The sequence below is a fragment of the Streptomyces sp. NPDC014676 genome, assembly GCF_043084105.1.
Taxonomy (GTDB): Bacteria; Actinomycetota; Actinomycetes; order Streptomycetales; family Streptomycetaceae; genus Streptomyces.
Genome location: NZ_JBIBZI010000002.1, coordinates 762376 through 782051, shown reverse-complemented (window position 1 = coordinate 782051; position 19676 = coordinate 762376). Strand labels below are relative to the sequence as shown.

Here is a 19676-nt window from a genome sequence, read left to right as displayed (position 1 = left end):
CGAGAGAAGACTGAAGCCTTATGGCTACCACTTCACTTGACCTGGCCAGGGTCCGCAACATCGGGATCATGGCCCACATCGACGCGGGCAAGACGACCACCACCGAGCGGATCCTGTTCTACACCGGTGTGTCGTACAAGATCGGTGAGGTCCACGACGGCGCCGCCACCATGGACTGGATGGAGCAGGAGCAGGAGCGTGGCATCACGATCACGTCCGCTGCCACCACCTGCCACTGGCCGCTCGAGGACAACGACTACACGATCAACATCATCGACACCCCGGGGCACGTCGACTTCACCGTCGAGGTGGAGCGCTCCCTGCGCGTGCTCGACGGTGCCGTGACCGTGTTCGACGGTGTCGCCGGTGTCGAGCCGCAGTCCGAGACGGTGTGGCGTCAGGCCGACCGTTACGGCGTCCCGCGCATCTGCTTCGTCAACAAGCTGGACCGTACCGGCGCCGAGTTCCACCGCTGCGTGGACATGATCTCGGACCGCCTGGGCGCCCAGCCGCTCGTCATGCAGCTCCCGATCGGTGCCGAGGCCGACTTCCAGGGCGTCGTGGACCTGGTCCGCATGAAGGCGCTCGTGTGGTCCGCCGAGGCCGCCAAGGGCGAGATGTACGACATCGTCGACATCCCGGCCACGCACACCGAGGCCGCCGAGGAGTGGCGCGGCAAGCTGGTCGAGGCCGTCGCCGAGAACGACGAAGAGATCATGGAGCTGTACCTGGAGGGCCAGGAGCCCACCGAGGAGCAGCTGTACGCCGCGATCCGTCGCATCACCATCGCGTCCGGCAAGTCCAGCGACACCACGGTCACCCCGGTGTTCTGCGGCACCGCGTTCAAGAACAAGGGCGTCCAGCCCCTGCTCGACGCGGTCGTGCGCTACCTGCCGACCCCGCTCGACGTCGAGGCCATCGAGGGTCACGACCCGAAGGACGCCGAGGTCGTCGTCAAGCGCAAGCCGTCCGAGGACGAGCCGCTGGCCGCGCTCGCGTTCAAGATCATGAGCGACCCGCACCTCGGCAAGCTCACCTTCGTCCGGGTCTACTCGGGCCGCCTGGAGTCCGGCACCGCCGTGCTGAACTCCGTCAAGGGCAAGAAGGAGCGCATCGGCAAGATCTACCGCATGCACGCCAACAAGCGTGAGGAGATCGAGTCGGTGGGCGCCGGCGACATCGTCGCCGTCATGGGCCTGAAGCAGACCACCACCGGTGAGACGCTGTCCGACGACAAGAACCCGGTCATCCTGGAGTCCATGGACTTCCCGGCGCCGGTCATCCAGGTCGCCATCGAGCCCAAGTCGAAGGGCGACCAGGAGAAGCTGGGCGTCGCGATCCAGCGTCTGGCCGAGGAGGACCCGTCCTTCCAGGTCCACTCGGACGAGGAGACGGGCCAGACCATCATCGGTGGTATGGGCGAGCTGCACCTCGAGGTGCTGGTCGACCGTATGCGCCGTGAGTTCAAGGTCGAGGCCAACGTCGGCAAGCCCCAGGTCGCCTACCGCGAGACGATCCGCAAGGCCGTCGAGCGCGTGGACTACACCCACAAGAAGCAGACCGGTGGTACCGGTCAGTTCGCCAAGGTGCAGATCGCGATCGAGCCGATCGAGGGCGGCGACGCCAGTTACGAGTTCGTGAACAAGGTGACCGGTGGCCGCATCCCGAAGGAGTACATCCCTTCGGTGGACGCCGGCGCCCAGGAGGCCATGCAGTTCGGCATCCTGGCCGGCTACGAGATGACGGGCGTCCGCGTCACGCTCATCGACGGTGGCTACCACGAGGTCGACTCCTCCGAGCTCGCGTTCAAGATCGCCGGTTCGCAGGCCTTCAAGGAGGCCGCGCGCAAGGCTTCGCCCGTGCTCCTGGAGCCGATGATGGCCGTCGAGGTCACCACGCCCGAGGACTACATGGGTGAGGTCATCGGCGACATCAACTCCCGCCGTGGCCAGATCCAGGCCATGGAGGAGCGGGCCGGTGCCCGCGTCGTGAAGGGGCTCGTGCCCCTTTCGGAGATGTTCGGCTACGTCGGCGACCTGCGCAGCAAGACGTCCGGCCGTGCCAGCTACTCCATGCAGTTCGACTCCTACGCCGAGGTTCCGCGGAACGTCGCCGAGGAGATCATCGCGAAGGCCAAGGGCGAGTAACGGACTCCGTTTAACGGACCCCGTATCCACGCTTTAGGCTTGACCCCGGAGCCTGCAAGGGGCATTCCGCCGTCAACCCGGTGGAATGCCCCGGGCCCGGGTTTCCCAGCAAAGATCACCTGGCGCCGATGAAGTAAGGCGTACAGAACCACTCCACAGGAGGACCCCAGTGGCGAAGGCGAAGTTCGAGCGGACTAAGCCGCACGTCAACATCGGCACCATCGGTCACATCGACCACGGTAAGACGACCCTCACGGCCGCCATTACCAAGGTGCTGCACGACGCGTACCCGGACCTGAACGAGGCCTCGGCCTTCGACCAGATCGACAAGGCTCCCGAAGAGCGCCAGCGCGGTATCACCATCTCCATCGCGCACGTCGAGTACCAGACCGAGACGCGTCACTACGCCCACGTCGACTGCCCCGGTCACGCGGACTACATCAAGAACATGATCACGGGTGCGGCGCAGATGGACGGCGCCATCCTCGTGGTCGCCGCCACCGACGGCCCGATGCCGCAGACCAAGGAGCACGTGCTCCTGGCCCGCCAGGTCGGCGTCCCGTACATCGTCGTCGCCCTGAACAAGGCCGACATGGTGGACGACGAGGAGATCCTGGAGCTCGTCGAGCTCGAGGTCCGTGAGCTGCTCTCCGAGTACGAGTTCCCGGGCGACGACCTGCCGGTCGTCAAGGTCTCGGCGCTCAAGGCCCTCGAGGGCGACAAGGAGTGGGGCCAGACCGTCCTCGACCTGATGAAGGCCGTCGACGAGAACATCCCGCAGCCCGAGCGCGACGTCGACAAGCCGTTCCTGATGCCGATCGAGGACGTCTTCACGATCACCGGTCGTGGCACCGTCGTCACCGGTCGTATCGAGCGTGGTGTCCTCAAGGTCAACGAGACCGTCGACATCGTGGGCATCAAGCCGGAGAAGACCACCACCACGGTCACCGGCATCGAGATGTTCCGCAAGCTGCTCGACGAGGGCCAGGCCGGTGAGAACGTCGGTCTGCTGCTCCGCGGCATCAAGCGCGAGGACGTCGAGCGCGGCCAGGTCATCATCAAGCCCGGTTCGGTCACCCCGCACACCGAGTTCGAGGCCCAGGCCTACATCCTGTCGAAGGACGAGGGTGGCCGTCACACCCCCTTCTTCAACAACTACCGCCCGCAGTTCTACTTCCGTACGACGGACGTGACCGGCGTCGTGACCCTCCCCGAGGGCACCGAGATGGTCATGCCGGGTGACAACACCGAGATGAAGGTGGAGCTCATCCAGCCCGTCGCCATGGAGGAGGGCCTGAAGTTCGCCATCCGTGAGGGTGGCCGGACCGTGGGCGCCGGCCAGGTCACCAAGATCAACAAATGAGCTTGCTGATCTGACCTGGTAGCTCCTGCCGCGAGCACCTGAGAGGGCCCGTACGACTTCGGTCGTACGGGCCCTTTCGTCTGCGCGGCGCTTTGGGGCGTCAACGCGGCGCCGGGCAGGTCGCTCGGTCGCGTGAACAGTGCCGCATATGTACGCGGCGTATGCCATCACGCCCATAGGTTCGCCGCATGGTCAGCTCATCCCATGAGGCCCTGCACCGGATCTTCCAGCAGGAACCGGGTCTCTTCGCACGCGTCGCCAGGAACCTCGGCGTCGCCTTCCCTCCACCCGTGTCCGCCTCCGAACTCTCCACCGACCTCACGGAGACCCGGCCGCTGGAGCGGCGGGTGGACACGTTGCTGCGCATGGACACCGAGGACGGCAGTTTCGTCCTGGCCGTGGAGTCGCAGAGCCAGCCGAGCCCGCACAAGCCGGCCAGCTGGGCCTACTACTTGTCCCACGTGTACGCCAAGTACCGCGTCCCGCCGGTACTGCTCGTCGTGTGCCCGGACCGGAAGACGGCGGCCTGGGCGGCCCAGCAGTTCGACATCGGCCCACGCCAGTGGCCCTCGCTCACGCTGCGGCCGCTGGTCCTGGGGCCCGACGACCTGCCGGTGATCGACAGTCCCGACGAAGCGGCCCGTGACATCCCGCTCACGATCCTGTCGGCGGCTCTCCACCGCTGCGAGCCGGAAGCCGATGCCATACTGAATGCGCTGGCAAAGGCGCTGAAAGGCCTGTCGGCCGACGACGAGAACACCGCAGGCACCTTCATCGAACTCATGGAACAAGGCCTCGGCACGACGCAGGCCGCGGATCTCTGGAGGCATCTCATGGCCGTCGACCTCTCGTTCTTCCAGTCGCAGACCGCCCAGCAGCTCCGGGCCGAGGGCGAGGCGAGGGGCGAGGCGAGGGGCCAGGCGAAGGCCGTTCTGGTTCTGCTGGGTCACCGGGGTGTCGAGGTCAGCGAGGAGGACCGGGAGCGGATCATCGGCTGCGGTGACCCTGACGTACTGGACCTGTGGCTCACGAGGGCCCTCACCGCGACGTCGACGGCGGAGATCTTCGCGTCGGCCGGTGAGGCGGGGCTCGCGGACTGATGGACCTTTCCTGGTTCCAGTCGCGGACCGCCCAGCAGCTCCGGGCCGAGGGCGAGGCGAGGGGCGAGGCGAGGGGCGAGGCGAGGGGCCAGGCGAGGGGCCAGGCGAAGGCCGTTCTGGTTCTGCTGGGTCACCGGGGTGTCGAGGTCGGCGAGGAGGACCGGGAACGCATCGCAGGCTGCTGGGACCTCGACACACTGAACGTCTGGTTCATCCGGGCCATCACGGCGACGTCGGCCGCCGAACTCTTCGACGGCGAGGCGGACTGAGCCTGCTCAGTGGGGCAGCGCCGTCCCGAGGGCATCGCCGTCGCTCCCCGCCGCGAAACCCGGCCGTCCCTCGGTGAGAGGCCAGGCCGGCTCCCGCTCGGACCAGGAGGCGCAGGTCGTCACCCGGGCGTCGGGTGTCACGTCCGCCGGCCGGTCCACCAAGGGCGCCCGGCAGGGCGCCGTGGGTGCCGCCCAGCCGGAAGCACGCTGTCGCGTGCGGGGTGCGGGCGAACCGGCCGCCTCCTGCCACGACTCGGTTACCGCCGGCAGCGCGATCCGGCTGCGTTCCAGCACCGGTTCGCCCAGTGCGATGGCCCGCACTCCGTGCCGGCCACGCTCGAACGGTTCACCGCCCAGGGCACGTTCGATCCGCTCGAGCCGCGGGCCGGCGCGGGTCGCGCCGGCCCTAACATCGTCGCCGCCCTGGTGGGACTGCCGGCGTCGACGACCGCCCGAATGGTCTTCAGGCGCCGCAACTCCAGCTCCATGAAGGGAGCCTGCGGCGTGAGAGGGGCGGGGCGGGAGTGTTGGTACGGACCTGATGCCCTGTCGGCCGTCGGCGCGGACATGACCTGTGCACGGGTATTGACGCGCGGCTCGGCCAGACCTTAGCGTCCGCCCATCCCTAATGTTTCGGATTCGACTTCGAAACATTCGAGAACGACGATGGGAATGAGACTCCCCGCATGAGATCCATTCGTTTCGCCACCGTGGCCCTCGCCACCGCCGCCCTGGCCCTGCCGCTCATGGCGGGCTCGGCCGCCGCCGACCCGTCCGCCGGCGAGAAGGCCGCGCCGCACTCCCACGCCACGTCCGACCGGCTGCGTGAAGCCGCTCCCGAGGGCTTCGTCGTGGGCACCGCGGTGGCGGGCGGCGGCCACCACCTGGAGCAGGACTACCCGGACCCCTTCACGCACGACAAGGAGTACCGGAAGATCCTGGGACGCCAGTTCAGCTCGGTCTCCCCCGAGAACCAGATGAAGTGGGACTACATCCACCCCGAACGGGACCGCTACGACTTCGCGCAGGCCGACGCCATCGTCGCGTTCGCCAAGCGGAACCACCAGGTCGTACGCGGCCACACCCTGCTGTGGCACAGCCAGAACCCGGCATGGCTGGAGGAGGGCGACTTCTCGAAGGAGGAGCTGCGCACCATCCTGCGCGAGCACGTCACCACCGTCGTCGGCCGCTACGCCGGCAAGATCCAGCAGTGGGACGTCGCCAACGAGATATTCGACGACCAGGGCAACCTGCGCACCCAGGACAACATCTGGATCCGCGAGCTGGGCCCGGGCATCGTCGCGGACGTCTTCCGGTGGGTCCACGAGATCGACCCGAAGGCGAAGCTGTTCTTCAACGACTACAACGTCGAGAGCGTCAACGCCAAGAGCGACGCCTACTACGCCCTCATCCAGGACCTGCTCGACCAGGGCGTCCCCGTTCACGGCTTCTCCGTCCAGGGCCACCTGAGCACGCGGTACGGCTTCCCGGGCGACCTGGAGGACAACCTGCGCCGGTTCGACGCGCTCGGCCTGGAGACCGCCGTCACCGAGCTGGACGTCCGCATGGACGTCCCCGAGGGCGGCGCGCCCACCGAGGCGCAGGAGCGGCAGCAGGCCGACTACTACCAGCGGACCCTGGAGGCGTGCCTGGCCGTCGACGGCTGCAACTCGTTCACCATCTGGGGCTTCACCGACAAGTACTCGTGGGTTCCGGTGTTCTTCGAGGGCGAGGGCTTCGCGAACGTCATGACCGCCGACTTCGAGCGCAAGCCCGCCTTCTACGCCCTGCGGGACACGCTGAAGGAGGCGGCCCGGGAGGACGACTGCAAGAAGGGCCACAAGCACCGGAAGGGCTGAGTACACCCACCGGACACCCCCGGACCGGACACCCCCGGACCGGACACCCCCGGACCGGACACCCCCGGACCGGACACCCCCGGACCGGCCGCGCGCGGCCGGTCCGGGGGCGGTCCCCCTCCTGACGCCCGACGGGGCTCACCCCTTGCGGGCCACCGCCACGTACGCCCCGCTGTGGACACCCTCCTGCCCGGGAACCGGCTCACCGAGCTCCGGGTGCCACTCCTCGGCCGCCACGATGCCGGGGTCGACGATCTCCAGCCCCTCGAAGAAGCGGGCGAACCGGTCCCGGCTGCGCATGTCCATGGTGAGCCCGCCCGCCCGGTACAGGTCGGTCACCTTCTTCGACGCCTCCTCCGGGTGGAAGTCGGGCGTCAGGTGGGACATGACCAGGTAACTGCCCGGCGCCAGCGCCTCCTTGAGCCGCTCCACCAGCTCGTACGCCCCGTCCTCGTCGCCGATGAAGTGCAGCAGCGCGATCAGGGAGAGCGCGACCGGCCGCTCGAAGTCCAGCGTCTTCCGGGCGCGCTCGATGATGGCGGCGGTGTCACGGGCGTCCGCCTGCACGTAGTCGACGACCCCTTCGGGAGTGCCGCGCAGCAGTGCCTCGGCGTGGACGAGGACGATGGGGTCGTTGTCGCAGTACACGACCCGTGCGTCGGCGGCGGTCCCCTGGGCCACCTGGTGCAGGTTCGGCTCCGTCGGGATGCCGGTCCCGATGTCGAGGAACTGGCGCACGCCCTGGCCGGCCGTCCAGCGGGTGGCACGGTGCATGAACGCCCTGTTCATCCGCGCCATGACCGGAATGGGCGGCGCGAACGCCACGAGCTGCCTGCCCAGCTCCTCGTCCACCGGGTAGTTGTCCTTGCCGCCGAGGAACCAGTCGTACATCCGCGCGGGATGCGGCTTGCCGGTGTCGATCCGTATCGGAGCGTCCATGCCGGACTCCTGCTGATCCACGTCGATTCCCCTTGTCCCGCACGCCAGTTGACCTTTTCCGGTCGTGATCGTCACGATAACCGGGCTTTGTGCGGCGCGATGCGCCGGGCAGGTCGGGGTGTTGGGTGAGGTGGTTGCCGATCACCACGAAGCGGGTGGTGTGGCGGGTGTTGTCGTGGATGACGCCGCCGGTGTGGTGACGGGATCGGGTCGGTTTGCCGGCGGGGGCTGACCGGGCGCGTGGGGGGCGCGCTAGGGTTTTGGGTACCCATCGGTAAGGTCTTCCTCTTCCTTGGTGGTCAGGCCCTCGCACTGGGAGTGGAGTCCCGGCGGGGGCCGAAGTCTTTTTCGGGTGGTGTGCGCTGAGCGTAGAGGTGCCGAGGGGGCGGAAATCCAGCCGAGCCGGTGATGTTCACCCGCCCGAGTGGCTGGACGCCTCGGACGGGAAAGGGTGGGGCTTGGCGGGGTGCTTTTCCCCGAGTTCTTCCCTCGGGAAGGCACCGACGGCACCGGAGCCTCAGATCTCGGGTTCCGGTGCCGTGAGCCGTAGCTCGGCCCAGACGGTCTTGCGCGGGAAGCGGTCCTCGGTCACGCCCCAACGGTCCGAGAGCGCCTCCACGAGCAGCAGGCCGCGGCCCGACTCGGTGTCGGGGGAGGGGGGTTGGGGCTCGGGCAGGCGTTCGCCCCGGGTGTCGGTGACCTCGATACGGAGGGTGTGGTCCACCACGTAGAACTCAAGGCGGAAGTCCCGGCCCGGGACGCGGCCGTGGGTGACGGCGTTGGTGGCCAGTTCGGCCACGACGTGGCGCGCGGCGTCCGAGTCGTATCCCCAGCTCCGGAACTGGGCGTCCGTGAGGAGGCGGGCGAGGCGGGCACTGCGCGGGGTGGCGGACAGCAGCACGCTGAAGTGGGGCAAGAGGCTGGTCGGTTGAGCCGTGATGCCGGCGGTTTCCTGATGCACGGCATTCAGCGTGAGGGCTTGCGTCCGTCGCCGTGCGTGATTGCGGAGGCGCGTGCCGTGACTGTCGGTGACGTGTCCGAGGCTGTCGGCGTTGTCGGCGTGGGGAGAGCGAAGAGGGCTCGGTGTCCACACCGAGCCCTCTTCGCGACTGCCGCTCAACTGCTGGAGAAGCCGGCTCCGCCGCCCCTGCTCACCGCTCGGGGACCTGGATGCTGACGTACCAGCGGACGGATTCCTCCGTCACCACGGTGAAGTGGAGCTTTCGGGCCGCTTGCAGATTCATCTGGTTCGCGGTTCTCTCCACCTTCACGCCGGAACATCCCAGGGGGAACTCCCCGATGCCTTCGAGGGAGATTTCCAGGTCGACCGGCTTCGAACGTGAAATGCAGTTCACCTTGATCCAGGATTCCCCCTTCGGCAGTTCGATCGTGCCGAATTGCCGGGCGCCGCGGTGAGGGCCTTCGGAGAGGGTCTCCTTGTATCCGGCGTCCACCTCGGGGGCGGTCAGCGGTTCCTGGGGAGGTGGCGCGACAGTCGACCGGGACGGGTCCGGAACGTCGGGCCCGTCCGAGCCGTCCCCGCTCGTGCAGGAGGTCAACACCCCGCACAGGACGGCCGCCGTGAGGAAGGCCGCACCACGGGACCGCATCAGGAACTCGTTTCCCAGTACTTGAACCCGACGGTCTTGTTGGCGACGTCGGCCTCCCCGTACGAGATCTGGGTCTTCTTGCAGTTGGGGAGCTCGTAGTACTTCTGCCACTTGACGTGGTGACCCCACGAGCCGAACTGCGCGTTGCCGTACTTGTTGGGACTGATGTCGCGCCGGTACTGGTGCTGCGTCTCCCAGGACACCTCCTTGACCGACTCGCGGCTCACCTCGGCCTTCGCCTCGGCCACGATGCCGCTGACGGACACCCCTCCGCCGGCCGTGATCTTGGTTCCCACGGATCCGGCCTTCACCCGTGTCAGAACCATGGTCCCCCCGCGGCCGTCCTTGTAGATCGGTCCCTTGCCCAGGTGCTTCTTCGACTGGGCGTAGATGTCGGTCTTCCACCCCCCGCCGCAGACACCCGACGGCGCGAATTCCGGAGAATCCGCCAAGGCGATTCCCGGAGTCGCAGTGGTAATGGCGCACATGGCCACGAATGCGAATGCGGCGCGCTTCATTGTTTCCCCCAAGTGGAACTCGCGTATGGCCGGGGGCTGGTCAACCCGCCCGGCTTATTGGTCATGATCAGATCATGGTTCGATCCGCATGGGGAAGTATCCGTCCATCCCGTTATCCAGTCGTTATTGCTTGAGTTTCTTTTGAGCTTTCGTGAAAGGGGTGTTGGCGGTCCCCTTTCCCTTGCTTCAGGGAAGGGTAATTCAATTCAATTTTGAAGCAGCTTGAGGGCGCCGCCCCTCCGGGATTTCGGTGACCGGGGAGGGGGTCGGTCGCACGCGTCCGGTGGAACGTAGTGCACAAAAGTATGAATTATGCGTTTCTCTCACTGGTGGTTCTGTCGCGATCTCACGTGATTGGTGGCGGATCTCTCCGTGTGGGATGACTGTCCGCTGCTTGTCCGGTGCTGTCCGGACTGTCGGGGTGGTTGGTACGGGTAGGGCGCCGCGGTACGGCGCGGGACGACGGAGGGGTGCGGCATGGCGGCGGTGGACGGTGAGGCGGTACGGCCCAGGGGTGAGGCGGACGAGCCGGGGTGGGAGGTGGACCCGGACGACGAGTGGGGTGTCGCCGTCATCACCACGGTGGGGCGTCAGTTGAAGCTGCGGCGCGAGGCGGCGGGGATGCGGGCCGGCCAGTTCGGGGCGGCGATCGGGTACGGGGAGGACCTCGTCTACAAGGTCGAGGGCGGGAAGCGGATCCCCCAGCGGGAGTATCTGGACAGGGCCGACGAGGTGCTGGGGGCGGGTGGGCTGCTCTCGGCGGCCTGGGAGGACGTGAAGAAGGTCCGGTATCCGAAGAGCGTGCGGGCGCTGGCGGAACTGGAGGCCAAGGCGGTCGAGCTGGGTGTGTACATCGGGCTCAGCATTCATGGGTTGTTGCAGACGCCGGAGCATGCGCGGGCCCTGTTCGACGCATGGCAACCGCCGTATTAGGAGGAGGAGGCTGAGAGCCTGGTGGCTGCTCATATGGCTCGGAAGTCGATCTTCGAACGGTGCCCTGCTCCAGCTCTCAGCTTCGTCCTGGAAGAGGCGACGCTGCGTCGGCGTGTCGGGGGCACAATGGTCTGGCGACAGCAGCTCGAACACCTGCTGGAGGTAGGGCGGTTGCGTAATGTCACGTTGCAGGTGATGCCTACCGGTGCGGGGGCTCACCCTGGGCTGGACGGCAGGATCGAGGTGTTGAAGTTCGCCGACGGTACGGCAGCAGGCCGTTCCGACGGCGCGTTCGGCGGTCGGCCGACCTTCGATCCGAAGCAGCTGCGGATCCTAGAGCTGCGGTATGGGACGATCCGGGCGCAGGCTCTCACTCCTCGGGAGACGCTGGCCTTCATCGAGCAAGTGCTGGGAGAGACATGATCCGCAAAACTTCTACGGGGGACGTTTCTGAACTGGCTTGGTTCAAGAGCAGTTACAGCGACGGCCCCGATGGCAACTCCTGCGTGGAGATCGCGATAGCGCCCCGCACCATTCACGTCCGCGACTCCAAGAACGTGGCAGGCCCTCGGCTCGCGCTCACGCCCGACGCGTGGGCGAACTTCGTGACGTACGCCTCGGAGCGCTGACACTCCAACGGCACGCGTCTCACGCCCGGTTGCCACCGGGAGTGGGGCGCGTCGACGTGTGGGCCCCCGGGAACGGTGTCAACCACAGGCATACGGCGGAGAGCACCCGGTGGCCGGCGTATCCCAGGTCCGGGCCGGACGACGGGTCGGCGCGACGCTCGTAGTGTCATGCGCAAGTCGAACGGCGACCTGTCGGCCGACGACCGGCGTCCAGACGCTTACGGAGGGCTGGTAGCCGCAGCCGAGACGGGCGGCGTACGCGGCCGCCGACGCCGGCACCGTCGGGACCGGCAGCCGTCGTCGTACCGCCAGGGGCGGCGCGGTCAGGCAGGCCAGGACGTAGCCGAGTCCGTCGAACGCGTGCCGGCCGGGCGGCCGGTAGCAGGCGCCCGTGAGGCGGCCGACCACCGCGAAGTCGAGGGCGATGACGACGTCGGTCGGCAATGGCCGTGAACGAGACAGGGCCACCGCGGGATGCCGTGGCCGGCAGGGGTGATCGGGCACCGGCCCGCCGTCCCGTTTTCTGCACGCCAAGTCTCAAATGGCGGACGATCCGGCTCGACCCTTGGTGTCGAGTTAACACAGGAGTAACACTGAGAGGGTCGGCCGACCTGTCGTATACGACCGGGGCGGCCGCTGTCCTGCGCGCGGCAACGGCGCCGAGCGCCCATCACCGGCTATCTGTACCGGTGTCAGCCGCGCCAGAAAGGGACCCTGTGACCTCACGACCCGATCCCAAGACCTCGCTCGACCTGCTGCGTGCCGAGATCGAGCGCCGCAACCCGGCGGAGCCCGAGTTCCACCAGGCCGCGCGCGAGGTGCTGGACACCCTCGCCCCGGTGCTCGCGGCGCGCCCCGAGTACGCCGAGCCGGGGCTCGTCGAACGGCTGGTCGAGCCGGAGCGGCAGATCATGTTCCGGGTGCCGTGGCAGGACGACCAGGGCCGGGTCCACGTCAACCGGGGCTTCCGGATCGAATACAACAGCGCCCTCGGCCCCTACAAGGGCGGTCTGCGCTTCCACCCCTCCGTGAACCTGGGGATCATCAAGTTCCTGGGCTTCGAGCAGATCTTCAAGAACGCGCTGACCGGTCTCGGTATCGGCGGCGGCAAGGGCGGCAGCGACTTCGACCCGCAGGGCCGCAGCGACGCCGAGGTCATGCGCTTCTGCCAGTCCTTCATGACCGAGCTGTACCGGCACATCGGTGAGTACACCGACATCCCGGCCGGTGACATCGGCGTCGGCGCCCGCGAGATCGGCTACCTGTTCGGCCAGTACCGACGGATCACCAACCGCTGGGAGGGCGGCGTGCTCACCGGCAAGAGCGCGGGCTGGGGCGGCTCGCTGATCCGCCCGGAGGCGACCGGATACGGCAACGTGCTGTTCGCGGAGGCCATGCTGCGCGCCCGCGGCGAGGACCTGGAGGGCCAGACCGCGGTCGTCTCCGGCTCCGGCAACGTCGCGATCTACACCATCCAGAAGCTGACCGCCCTCGGCGCCAACCCCGTGACCTGCTCCGACTCCAGCGGCTACGTCGTCGACGAGAAGGGCATCGACCTGGAGCTGCTGCGCCGGATCAAGGAGGTCGAGCGCGGCCGGGTGAGCGACTACGCCGAGCGCCGGGGCGCCTCCGCGCGGTTCGTGCCCGGCGGGCGGGTCTGGGAGGTCCCGGCCGACGTCGCCCTGCCGTCGGCGACCCAGAACGAACTGAACGCCGTCGACGCCGACGCCCTCATCCGCAACGGCGTGAAGGCGGTCTCCGAGGGCGCCAACATGCCGACGACGCCGGAGGCCGTGCAGCTCTTCCAGCGGGCCGGCGTCGCCTTCGGCCCCGGCAAGGCGGCCAACGCGGGCGGGGTCGCGGTCAGCGCGCTGGAGATGACGCAGAACGCGTCGCGCACGTCGTGGAAGGCCGACCAGGTCGAGGACGAGCTGGCCCGCATCATGACCGACATCCACACCACCTGCGCCGAGACCGCCGAGCGCTACGGCGCCCCCGGCGACTACGTGGCCGGCGCGAACATCGCCGGCTTCGAGCGGGTGGCGGACGCGATGCTCGCACAGGGCGTCATCTGACGCACGGGTGAACACGCCGTCAACGCCGCATGGGGCGAAGGCGGCGACTCGCCGAAAGTACTACCGCTGACGTACGCGTTGTTTTTGTCTGGGCGGATGAGCAGTACGGCGGACAGTGGAATATCGAGACCCGAGCGAGTCGCGGAACGTGCGGCGGGAGGGTTGAAGCGACCGCTCCCGCCGCCCGCCGCGCCCTCGCCGGCCGGGACCGCCCCCCGGTCGGCGACGCCCGCACGCCCGGCGAAGCCCGCACGGCCGGGCGGCCGCCTGTACGTCATCGACGGCATCCGCCTGCTCGCCGCGCTGATGGTGGCCGCGCACCACTACGTCGGCACCTGGCGGGTCGACCAGCCAGGCAACCTGATCTGGGACCGGCCGGTCTCCGACATCATGCCGACGGTGTTCCGGGTCGCCTCCTACGGCTGGGTCGGCGTCGAGATCTTCTTCGTGATCAGCGGCTTCGTGATCTGCATGTCGTGCTGGGGCCGCACCCCGCGCCAGTTCTTCGTCTCCCGCGTGATCCGCCTCTACCCGGCGTACTGGTTCGCGGTCCTGTTCACCACGGCCGTCCTGATCGCCCTACCGGGAGTGTGGGAACGCCTGCGCCTGCGCGAGGTCCTCCTCAACCTCACCATGCTCCAGGCCGGCTCGGACGTACCGAACGTCGACGGCGTCTACTGGACCCTCTGGTCGGAGCTGCGCTTCTACCTGCTCTTCCTGGTCGTGGTCGCCATGGGCCTGACCTACCGCAGGGTCGTGGTCTTCTGCTGCGTGTGGGGCGCGGCGGCGATGCTCGCGCCGGTCGCCGACCTCCACCTGCTGGAACTGGCCGCCAACCCGGAAGGCGCCTGGTACTTCATCGCGGGCCTCGCCCTCTACCTCATGCACCGCTACGGCCAGGACCTCCTCCTGTGGGGAATCCTCGCCATGGCCTGGCTGATGGGGCAGCTGGAGCTGGGCAACCGCATCGAGAAGGTGGAGCACGTCTCCAGCTGGCGCGGCAGCGTGGCGATCTTCACCGTCTTCCTGCTCTTCATGGTCGCCGTCGCCCTCGGCCACACCGACCGCATCCGCTGGAAGTGGCTGGTCACGGCCGGCGCCATGACGTACCCCCTCTACCTGATCCACTACGCGGCCGGCACGACACTGATCAACCGCCTCCACGGCACGATGGACGCCCGGCTCCTGGTGGCCGTGGTCATCACCGGCTTCCTGGTACTGAGCTACCTGATCCACCGCCTCGTGGAACGCCCGGTGTCCCGGCTGCTGAAGAGAGGGCTGGACACGTCGTTCGCGCGCATGCGGAACGCCGGGGACGCCTGACCCGGTCCGTGGGGTGCCGCCGCCCCCGGCGACAGTGAGCAGGCGCGTGGGCGGCAGCCCCGCCTCCAGGTCCGGGGCATCGACGACCGGGCCGGCGCGCGTGCGTCCGGCCCCGGCCCCTCCCCGACGGCCCGGACGGCCGGGAACCGGCACCCGGGGAGGGCGTCAGCCCGACGACTCGACGATCTCCTGCGTGCCGAGCACCGACAGCAGATCCAGCAGCCCCGCGCTGTCCGTACCGACGGCCGGAGTGAACCAGAGCAGCCGCTGACGGCCGTCCTCGCTGAACAGGTTCAGGCAGTTGACCTCGATCAGGCCCAGCACGCCGTGCCGGAGCCGTTTCCGGTCGTCCCGCCGGAAGGCCACGTCATGGTCGGCCCACAGCGCGGCGAACTCCGGTGAGACGTCGAGCAGCGTACGGATCATCGACCGGGCCTCGGGGTCCTTCGGGTCCCGCCTCGCGGCGGCGGCCCGCAGATCCGCGACGAAGGAGCGGGACTGCCTCTCGTGGTCGGCCTCGGGGTACAGGTTCCGGGCCTCCGGCTCGGTGAACCACCGGTGGACGAAGCTGGCCCGGGGCCCCCGCAGACCGGACTGGTCGCCGAGCAGCGCGACCGCCAGCGGATTCTGTACGAGGGTGACGTGCAGGTCGGTGATCACCTGCGCGGGCGTCGAGGTCATGCGGTCGAGCAGGTCGAGCATGCCGGGGTGCACGTGCGAGGCGGGCCCGCCCTGCACGGGTACCGGCCGGTCCGCGAGCCGGTACAGGTAGTCCCGCTCGTCGGCGGACAGCCGCAGCGCCCTCGCCAGCGCGGCGAGCATCTGCTCGGACGGCTGGGACCCGGCGCCGCGCTCCAGCTCGTTGTAGTAGTCCACGGACGCCCCGGAGAGCTGGGCGACCTCCTCACGGCGCAACCCCGGTACCCGGCGGCGCGGTCCGGCCGGGAGTCCGACGTCGGCCGGGCGGATGCGCCCGCGCCGCGAACGCAGGAATGCCCCCAGCTCGGCGTACTTCACAGCGCTCATGCCCCCCATTCTGCGTCCGGCGGGGCCGGTGACCCAGGGGATGGCATCCCCTGGATGCGCCGGCCGGCCCGGCGCATCGTGGAGGCATGACCACGAACAACGAGCACCAGCACATGCCCGCACCGGAGGCCGCACGGGTCGCCGTCGTCACCGGCGGATCCCGCGGCATCGGCCGGGCGGTCTCGCGGAAACTCGCCGAGGACGGCCTGGCCGTCGTCGTGAACTACGCCCGCGACGCCTCGGCCGCCGACGAGACGGTGGCGGCGATCACCGAGGCCGGCGGACGGGCGATCGCCGTACAGGCGGACGTGGCGGAGGAGAAGGAGGTCGCCGCGCTGTTCGACCGGGCGGAGGCGGAGTTCGGCGGCGTCGACGTGGTCGTGAACGCGGCCGGGCGGATGACCCTGTCGCCCATCGCCGACCTGGACCTGACGGCGCTCGACGCTATGTACCGCACCAACGTCCGCGGCACCTTCGTGGTGGCCCAGCAGGCCGCGCGGCGCGTGCGGGCGGGGGGCTCGTTCGTGGGGTTCTCGACCTCCGTGGTGGGCACGCAGTTCCCCGCCTACGGCGCGTACGCGGCGAGCAAGGGCGCCGTGGAGGCGATGACGCTGATCCTGGCACGTGAGCTGCGCGGCAGGGACGTCACCGTGAACACCGTGGCCCCCGGCCCGACGGCCACGGACCTGTTCCTCACCGGCAAGAGCCCCGAGCAGATCGACCAACTGGCCAAGACGCCGCCGCTGGAGCGGCTGGGCACGCCGGACGACATCGCCGCCGTGGTCGCCTTCCTCGGCAGCCCCGCCGGGCACTGGGTGAACGGCCAGATCCTGCGGGCCAACGGCGGCATGGTCTGACGACGGCACGACGGCGAACCCACCAGCACCCCCGACAGGAGACACCCATGCCTTTCGCCCAGTTCAAGGTCCCCGCGGGCACCCTCACCGCCGAGGACAAGAAGAAGCTCGTCGAGCGCACCACCGACCTCTACGCGGAGATCTACGGGGAACGGGCCCGCCCCACCACCGTCGTCCTCGTCGAGGAGGTCCCCGACGGCGGCTGGGGCGTCGCCGGCAACGTCCTCACGGCCGCGATGCTGAACGGCGCCGCCTGAGCGGACACCGTCGGCTCCGGGCGGACGGCGGACGCGATGCCCGCGCGGGGCGTCATCCGACACACCCGCGTCACGCCGTCACGCCGTCACGGAGTGGGGATGCCGGCCGGACGGGCCGGGCGCCCGAAGCGGGCGGGGACGCCCGGTGAGTACAGCACGCTCACCGGCTCCCCGGCCGGCCTCGGCAGACCGGCCGCGCCGACCAGGTCCTCCTCGCACTCCAGCAGCTCGGCCCGGTGCAGGGGCCAGCGCGGATGCGCGTTGGGCAGGTACATCGACCGCCCGAAGAAGGCGCCGTGCATGCCCCAGCGGGCGGTCAGGAAGTGCTCCACCTCGGTCGGCTCCTCGATCCGCTCACCTTTGCGCACGGTGATACGGCCGCCGGCGCCCCGCGGACCGGGCCAGCGCCGGGAGGCGGTGTACGTCACCGTGCCGCCGTCGAGGTGCTCCACGCGCATCCGGGACCAGAGGTACGGCATCCGGAACCCCAGCCGGCCGACCGCCACCGGGATCAGCCGGGAGGCGTCCAGGGAGAGGAAGACGACCCCGCGCCGCCCGTGCGCGTCCACCGAGTACAGGCGGACGTTGGTCTCCGGGAAGTTTCCGAGATAAGGGACGCCCGGCAGCCGCAGCCACCCCACGCGGTGCATCCGGAACGCGACGAGACCGACGTACGTGACCCCGTCCAGGGTGTCCGGCACGGTGCCCGGCGGCAGCAGCGGGGCCACGTCGGCCGGGTCCACCGCCCAGTGGACGAACGTCAGGTCCAGCCACGACTGGGTGAGCAGCGGACGCGCGATCGCCTCCGGCGGGTCGGGCGTGATCGGCTGCGGCGGTGTCGGCGGCACCGCGCCAGTATCGCGGAGGGCACCGACAGCCGTACGGCACGACGGAAGAACGTGGCGGACACCACGATGTACCCCACACGGCCCTGGCGACCGGCGAGACCCCTCGGGAAAGCTCGATGCCATGCGGAAGCTCTCCCTCGACGCCCTCGCCCGCGAACACCTGGAACGCGCCGCCACCGCCTCCCACGGCCGCAGCGCCACCACCGTCCACGGCGGCCACGAGCACACCCTGCGCCAGACCCTCCTCGCGCTGACCGCCGGCACCGCCCTCGCCGACCACGACAGCCCCGGCGAGGCCACCCTGCTGGTCCTGCGCGGCCGCGTCCGCCTCACCAGCGGCGACATCGACTGGGAGGGCCGCACCGGCGACCTCATCGTCATCCCTCCCGCCCGCCACGGCCTGGAGGCCCTGGAGGACGCGGCGGTACTCCTCACGGTCGCCAAACAGGGCTGAGCGCTCCGCCGCGGCAGTACGGCGGTATGCCGTCGGTCGTCTGCCGCCCGAGGCACCGTCATGGCCGGTCGCGCCCACGCGGCGGTAACCGCACGCCGGTACGGTCCCGCGCCCCTGAGGGGCGTCCCGTCGCGGATCTCCGCCTGAAGGCGCAGAACCGTACGAGCCGGATTCCGTCCCACGCATGGTCCCCTCGGTGGCACGATGTCGGAACGGATGATCGAACATGTCGACCGAAGGGGGACGCCGGCGTCATGGCCCGCCACATGGAGGCGCTGACCGTCGAGGACACGGCCGGACGACTGCGGGCGATCGGCGACGAGCTGTCGGAGCGGTTCTACGAACGCGCCGACGTCGTGCGGACGCTGCTGGTGACCCTGCTGGCCGGGCAGCACTCGCTGCTGCTCGGACCGCCCGGGACGGCGAAGTCCGAGATGGCGCGGGAGCTCACGGGCCGGATCGAGGGCGCCGCCTACTGGGAGATCCTGCTGTCGAAGTTCACCGCGCCGACGCGGATGTTCGGCCCCATCGACGTCGCCGCCCTGGCCCGGGGCGAGTACCGCCAGGTCTACGACGGCCGCGCCACCACCGCCCACGTCGCGTTCATCGACGAGATCTTCAAGTGCTCCACGGCGGCGCTGAACGAGACCCTCGGCTACCTCAACGAGCGGATCTACCACCCCGAGAACGGCGGCGAACCGATCCGCTGCCCCCTCATCGGGGCCATCACCGCCAGCAACGAACTCCCCAGCGGGGAGGACTCGGCCGCGATCTACGACCGGCTGCTGGTACGGATCGAGGTCGGCTACCTGGAGGACCCCTCCAACTTCGCCGCGCTCGTCCGCTCCGCCGTCCACCGCCCGGCCGCCCCGGCCCGGACGACCATCGAGCTGAGCGCGCTGCGGCACGCCGTGACCGACGCCGTACCGGCCGTGGACGTCCCCGACGCGATCGTGGACGCGGTGTGCACCCTGCGGGCCGCCCTGCGCCGCAAGGAACTCGTCGCCTCCGACCGCCGCTGGCGGCAGGCGGTCGGCCTGCTCCAGGCCTCCGCGTACCTCGACGGCCGTACGGCGGTCGCCGAGACCGACCTGCCGGTGCTGACCCATGTGCTGTGGGACTCCCCGGCCCAGCGCCCGACCGTCGAACGCGAGGTGCTGCACCTGGTCAACCCCGACGCCAAGGAGGCGCTCGACCTGGCCGACACCATCGAGGAGCTGGAGGCCCAGCTCGACGCCATGGCCGGACAGTCCCGCGAGGCGCTGAGCGAGTGGGTCATCAAGAAGGCGCACCACCAGCTCGCCACGGCCGGCAGACGGCTGGAGGAACTGAGGGCCGAGGCGGTGGGCGCCGGCCGCTCGACCACCGCCATCGACCGGGTCGCCGGCCGCCAGCGCGCCGTCCGCGCCCGCGTCCTCACCGAGGCCCTCGGCGTGGACGCGAGCATGGTGCAGACGCAGCTCTGAGGG

General features: G+C 69.4%; 19 protein-coding genes and 2 pseudogenes. 13 read left to right on the top strand and 8 right to left on the bottom strand.

The window, feature by feature from the left end:
- Nucleotides 1-20 precede the first annotated feature (20 nt).
- The 4 genes from fusA to ACF1DX_RS08025 all read left to right on the top strand — a co-directional run bounded on the left by fusA (nt 21) and on the right by ACF1DX_RS08025 (nt 4879).
- Entirely contained in the window at nt 21-2147 is a 2127-nt protein-coding gene (fusA, locus tag ACF1DX_RS08040; protein ID WP_030860905.1) for an elongation factor G, read from the top strand.
- Between the two features lie 169 nt (nt 2148-2316).
- Nucleotides 2317-3510, top strand: a complete 1194-nt coding sequence (gene tuf / locus ACF1DX_RS08035) for an elongation factor Tu (RefSeq protein ID WP_361348290.1) — start codon at nt 2317-2319, stop codon at nt 3508-3510.
- A 188-nt stretch (nt 3511-3698) separates the two neighbouring features.
- On the top strand, nt 3699-4610 hold the full coding sequence (locus ACF1DX_RS08030) for a hypothetical protein (RefSeq protein WP_391790334.1): 912 nt from the start codon (nt 3699-3701) through the stop codon (nt 4608-4610).
- Entirely contained in the window at nt 4610-4879 is a 270-nt protein-coding gene (locus ACF1DX_RS08025; RefSeq protein WP_391790333.1) for a hypothetical protein, read from the top strand. The genes ACF1DX_RS08030 and ACF1DX_RS08025 overlap by 1 nt, the downstream gene beginning before the upstream one ends.
- 30 nt (nt 4880-4909) lie before the next feature.
- Here the strand turns inward: ACF1DX_RS08025 and ACF1DX_RS08020 are convergent.
- Nucleotides 4910-5367: pseudogene (locus ACF1DX_RS08020) on the bottom strand (LysR family transcriptional regulator); the annotation flags it as partial.
- Between the two features lie 198 nt (nt 5368-5565).
- On the opposite strand from ACF1DX_RS08020, the gene ACF1DX_RS08015 reads away from it, so the two are divergent.
- Nucleotides 5566-6738, top strand: coding sequence for an endo-1,4-beta-xylanase (locus tag ACF1DX_RS08015; protein WP_391790332.1), 1173 nt, complete (start codon nt 5566-5568; stop codon nt 6736-6738).
- A gap of 138 nt (nt 6739-6876) precedes the next feature.
- Here the strand turns inward: ACF1DX_RS08015 and ACF1DX_RS08010 are convergent, their stop codons facing one another.
- The 4 genes from ACF1DX_RS08010 to ACF1DX_RS07995 all read right to left on the bottom strand — a co-directional run bounded on the left by ACF1DX_RS08010 (nt 6877) and on the right by ACF1DX_RS07995 (nt 9739).
- Nucleotides 6877-7677, bottom strand: a complete 801-nt coding sequence (locus ACF1DX_RS08010) for an SAM-dependent methyltransferase (RefSeq protein ID WP_391790331.1) — start codon at nt 7675-7677, stop codon at nt 6877-6879.
- Between the two features lie 517 nt (nt 7678-8194).
- The gene (locus ACF1DX_RS08005) at nt 8195-8647 is read right to left on the bottom strand and encodes an ATP-binding protein (protein ID WP_391790476.1); all 453 of its coding nucleotides are present in this window, start codon (nt 8645-8647) and stop codon (nt 8195-8197) included.
- Nucleotides 8648-8828: 181 nt separating this feature from the next.
- On the bottom strand, nt 8829-9131 hold the full coding sequence (locus ACF1DX_RS08000; protein WP_391790330.1) for a hypothetical protein: 303 nt from the start codon (nt 9129-9131) through the stop codon (nt 8829-8831).
- 155 nt (nt 9132-9286) lie between these two features.
- Nucleotides 9287-9739 carry a hypothetical protein gene (locus tag ACF1DX_RS07995; RefSeq protein ID WP_391790329.1) on the bottom strand — a complete coding sequence of 151 codons (453 nt, stop codon included), beginning with the start codon at nt 9737-9739 and terminating at the stop codon, nt 9287-9289.
- Nucleotides 9740-10282: 543 nt separating this feature from the next.
- Here ACF1DX_RS07995 and ACF1DX_RS07990 point away from each other — a divergent pair.
- Together ACF1DX_RS07990 and ACF1DX_RS07985 are read left to right on the top strand one after the other, a co-directional pair.
- Nucleotides 10283-11161, top strand: a pseudogene (locus ACF1DX_RS07990) (helix-turn-helix domain-containing protein).
- Nucleotides 11158-11367: a DUF397 domain-containing protein gene (locus ACF1DX_RS07985; protein ID WP_391790328.1), complete on the top strand. Its 210-nt coding sequence runs from the start codon at nt 11158-11160 to the stop codon at nt 11365-11367. The pseudogene ACF1DX_RS07990 and the gene ACF1DX_RS07985 overlap by 4 nt, the downstream one beginning before the upstream one ends.
- Before the next feature lie 78 nt (nt 11368-11445).
- Here ACF1DX_RS07985 and ACF1DX_RS07980 read toward each other — a convergent pair whose 3' ends face one another.
- A complete protein-coding gene (locus ACF1DX_RS07980) occupies nt 11446-11811 on the bottom strand; it encodes a hypothetical protein (RefSeq protein ID WP_391790327.1) in 366 nt (121 codons plus the stop codon).
- 272 nt (nt 11812-12083) lie between these two features.
- Between ACF1DX_RS07980 and gdhA the strand changes: the two genes are divergently transcribed.
- Both gdhA and ACF1DX_RS07970 read left to right on the top strand, forming a co-directional pair.
- Nucleotides 12084-13442 carry an NADP-specific glutamate dehydrogenase gene (gdhA, locus tag ACF1DX_RS07975; protein WP_391790326.1) on the top strand — a complete coding sequence of 453 codons (1359 nt, stop codon included), beginning with the start codon at nt 12084-12086 and terminating at the stop codon, nt 13440-13442.
- A 96-nt stretch (nt 13443-13538) separates the two neighbouring features.
- The gene (locus ACF1DX_RS07970) at nt 13539-14765 is read left to right on the top strand and encodes an acyltransferase family protein (protein ID WP_391790325.1); all 1227 of its coding nucleotides are present in this window, start codon (nt 13539-13541) and stop codon (nt 14763-14765) included.
- A 165-nt stretch (nt 14766-14930) separates the two neighbouring features.
- Here ACF1DX_RS07970 and ACF1DX_RS07965 read toward each other — a convergent pair whose 3' ends face one another.
- The gene (locus tag ACF1DX_RS07965) at nt 14931-15800 is read right to left on the bottom strand and encodes a helix-turn-helix transcriptional regulator (protein ID WP_391790324.1); all 870 of its coding nucleotides are present in this window, start codon (nt 15798-15800) and stop codon (nt 14931-14933) included.
- Between the two features lie 77 nt (nt 15801-15877).
- Here ACF1DX_RS07965 and ACF1DX_RS07960 point away from each other — a divergent pair, with 77 nt between their 5' ends.
- Both ACF1DX_RS07960 and ACF1DX_RS07955 read left to right on the top strand, forming a co-directional pair.
- Complete coding sequence (locus tag ACF1DX_RS07960; RefSeq protein ID WP_391790323.1) at nt 15878-16648, top strand: SDR family oxidoreductase; 771 nt, start codon at nt 15878-15880, stop codon at nt 16646-16648.
- Between the two features lie 47 nt (nt 16649-16695).
- Nucleotides 16696-16905, top strand: coding sequence for a 4-oxalocrotonate tautomerase family protein (locus ACF1DX_RS07955; RefSeq protein ID WP_391790322.1), 210 nt, complete (start codon nt 16696-16698; stop codon nt 16903-16905).
- Between the two features lie 86 nt (nt 16906-16991).
- Here the strand turns inward: ACF1DX_RS07955 and ACF1DX_RS07950 are convergent, their stop codons facing one another.
- Nucleotides 16992-17753 carry a YqjF family protein gene (locus ACF1DX_RS07950; protein ID WP_391790321.1) on the bottom strand — a complete coding sequence of 254 codons (762 nt, stop codon included), beginning with the start codon at nt 17751-17753 and terminating at the stop codon, nt 16992-16994.
- 121 nt (nt 17754-17874) lie between these two features.
- Between ACF1DX_RS07950 and ACF1DX_RS07945 the strand changes: the two genes are divergently transcribed.
- Both ACF1DX_RS07945 and ACF1DX_RS07940 read left to right on the top strand, forming a co-directional pair.
- On the top strand, nt 17875-18207 hold the full coding sequence (locus tag ACF1DX_RS07945) for a cupin domain-containing protein (RefSeq protein ID WP_391790320.1): 333 nt from the start codon (nt 17875-17877) through the stop codon (nt 18205-18207).
- A 254-nt stretch (nt 18208-18461) separates the two neighbouring features.
- A complete protein-coding gene (locus ACF1DX_RS07940; RefSeq protein ID WP_391790319.1) occupies nt 18462-19673 on the top strand; it encodes an AAA family ATPase in 1212 nt (403 codons plus the stop codon).
- Nucleotides 19674-19676 lie beyond the last annotated feature (3 nt).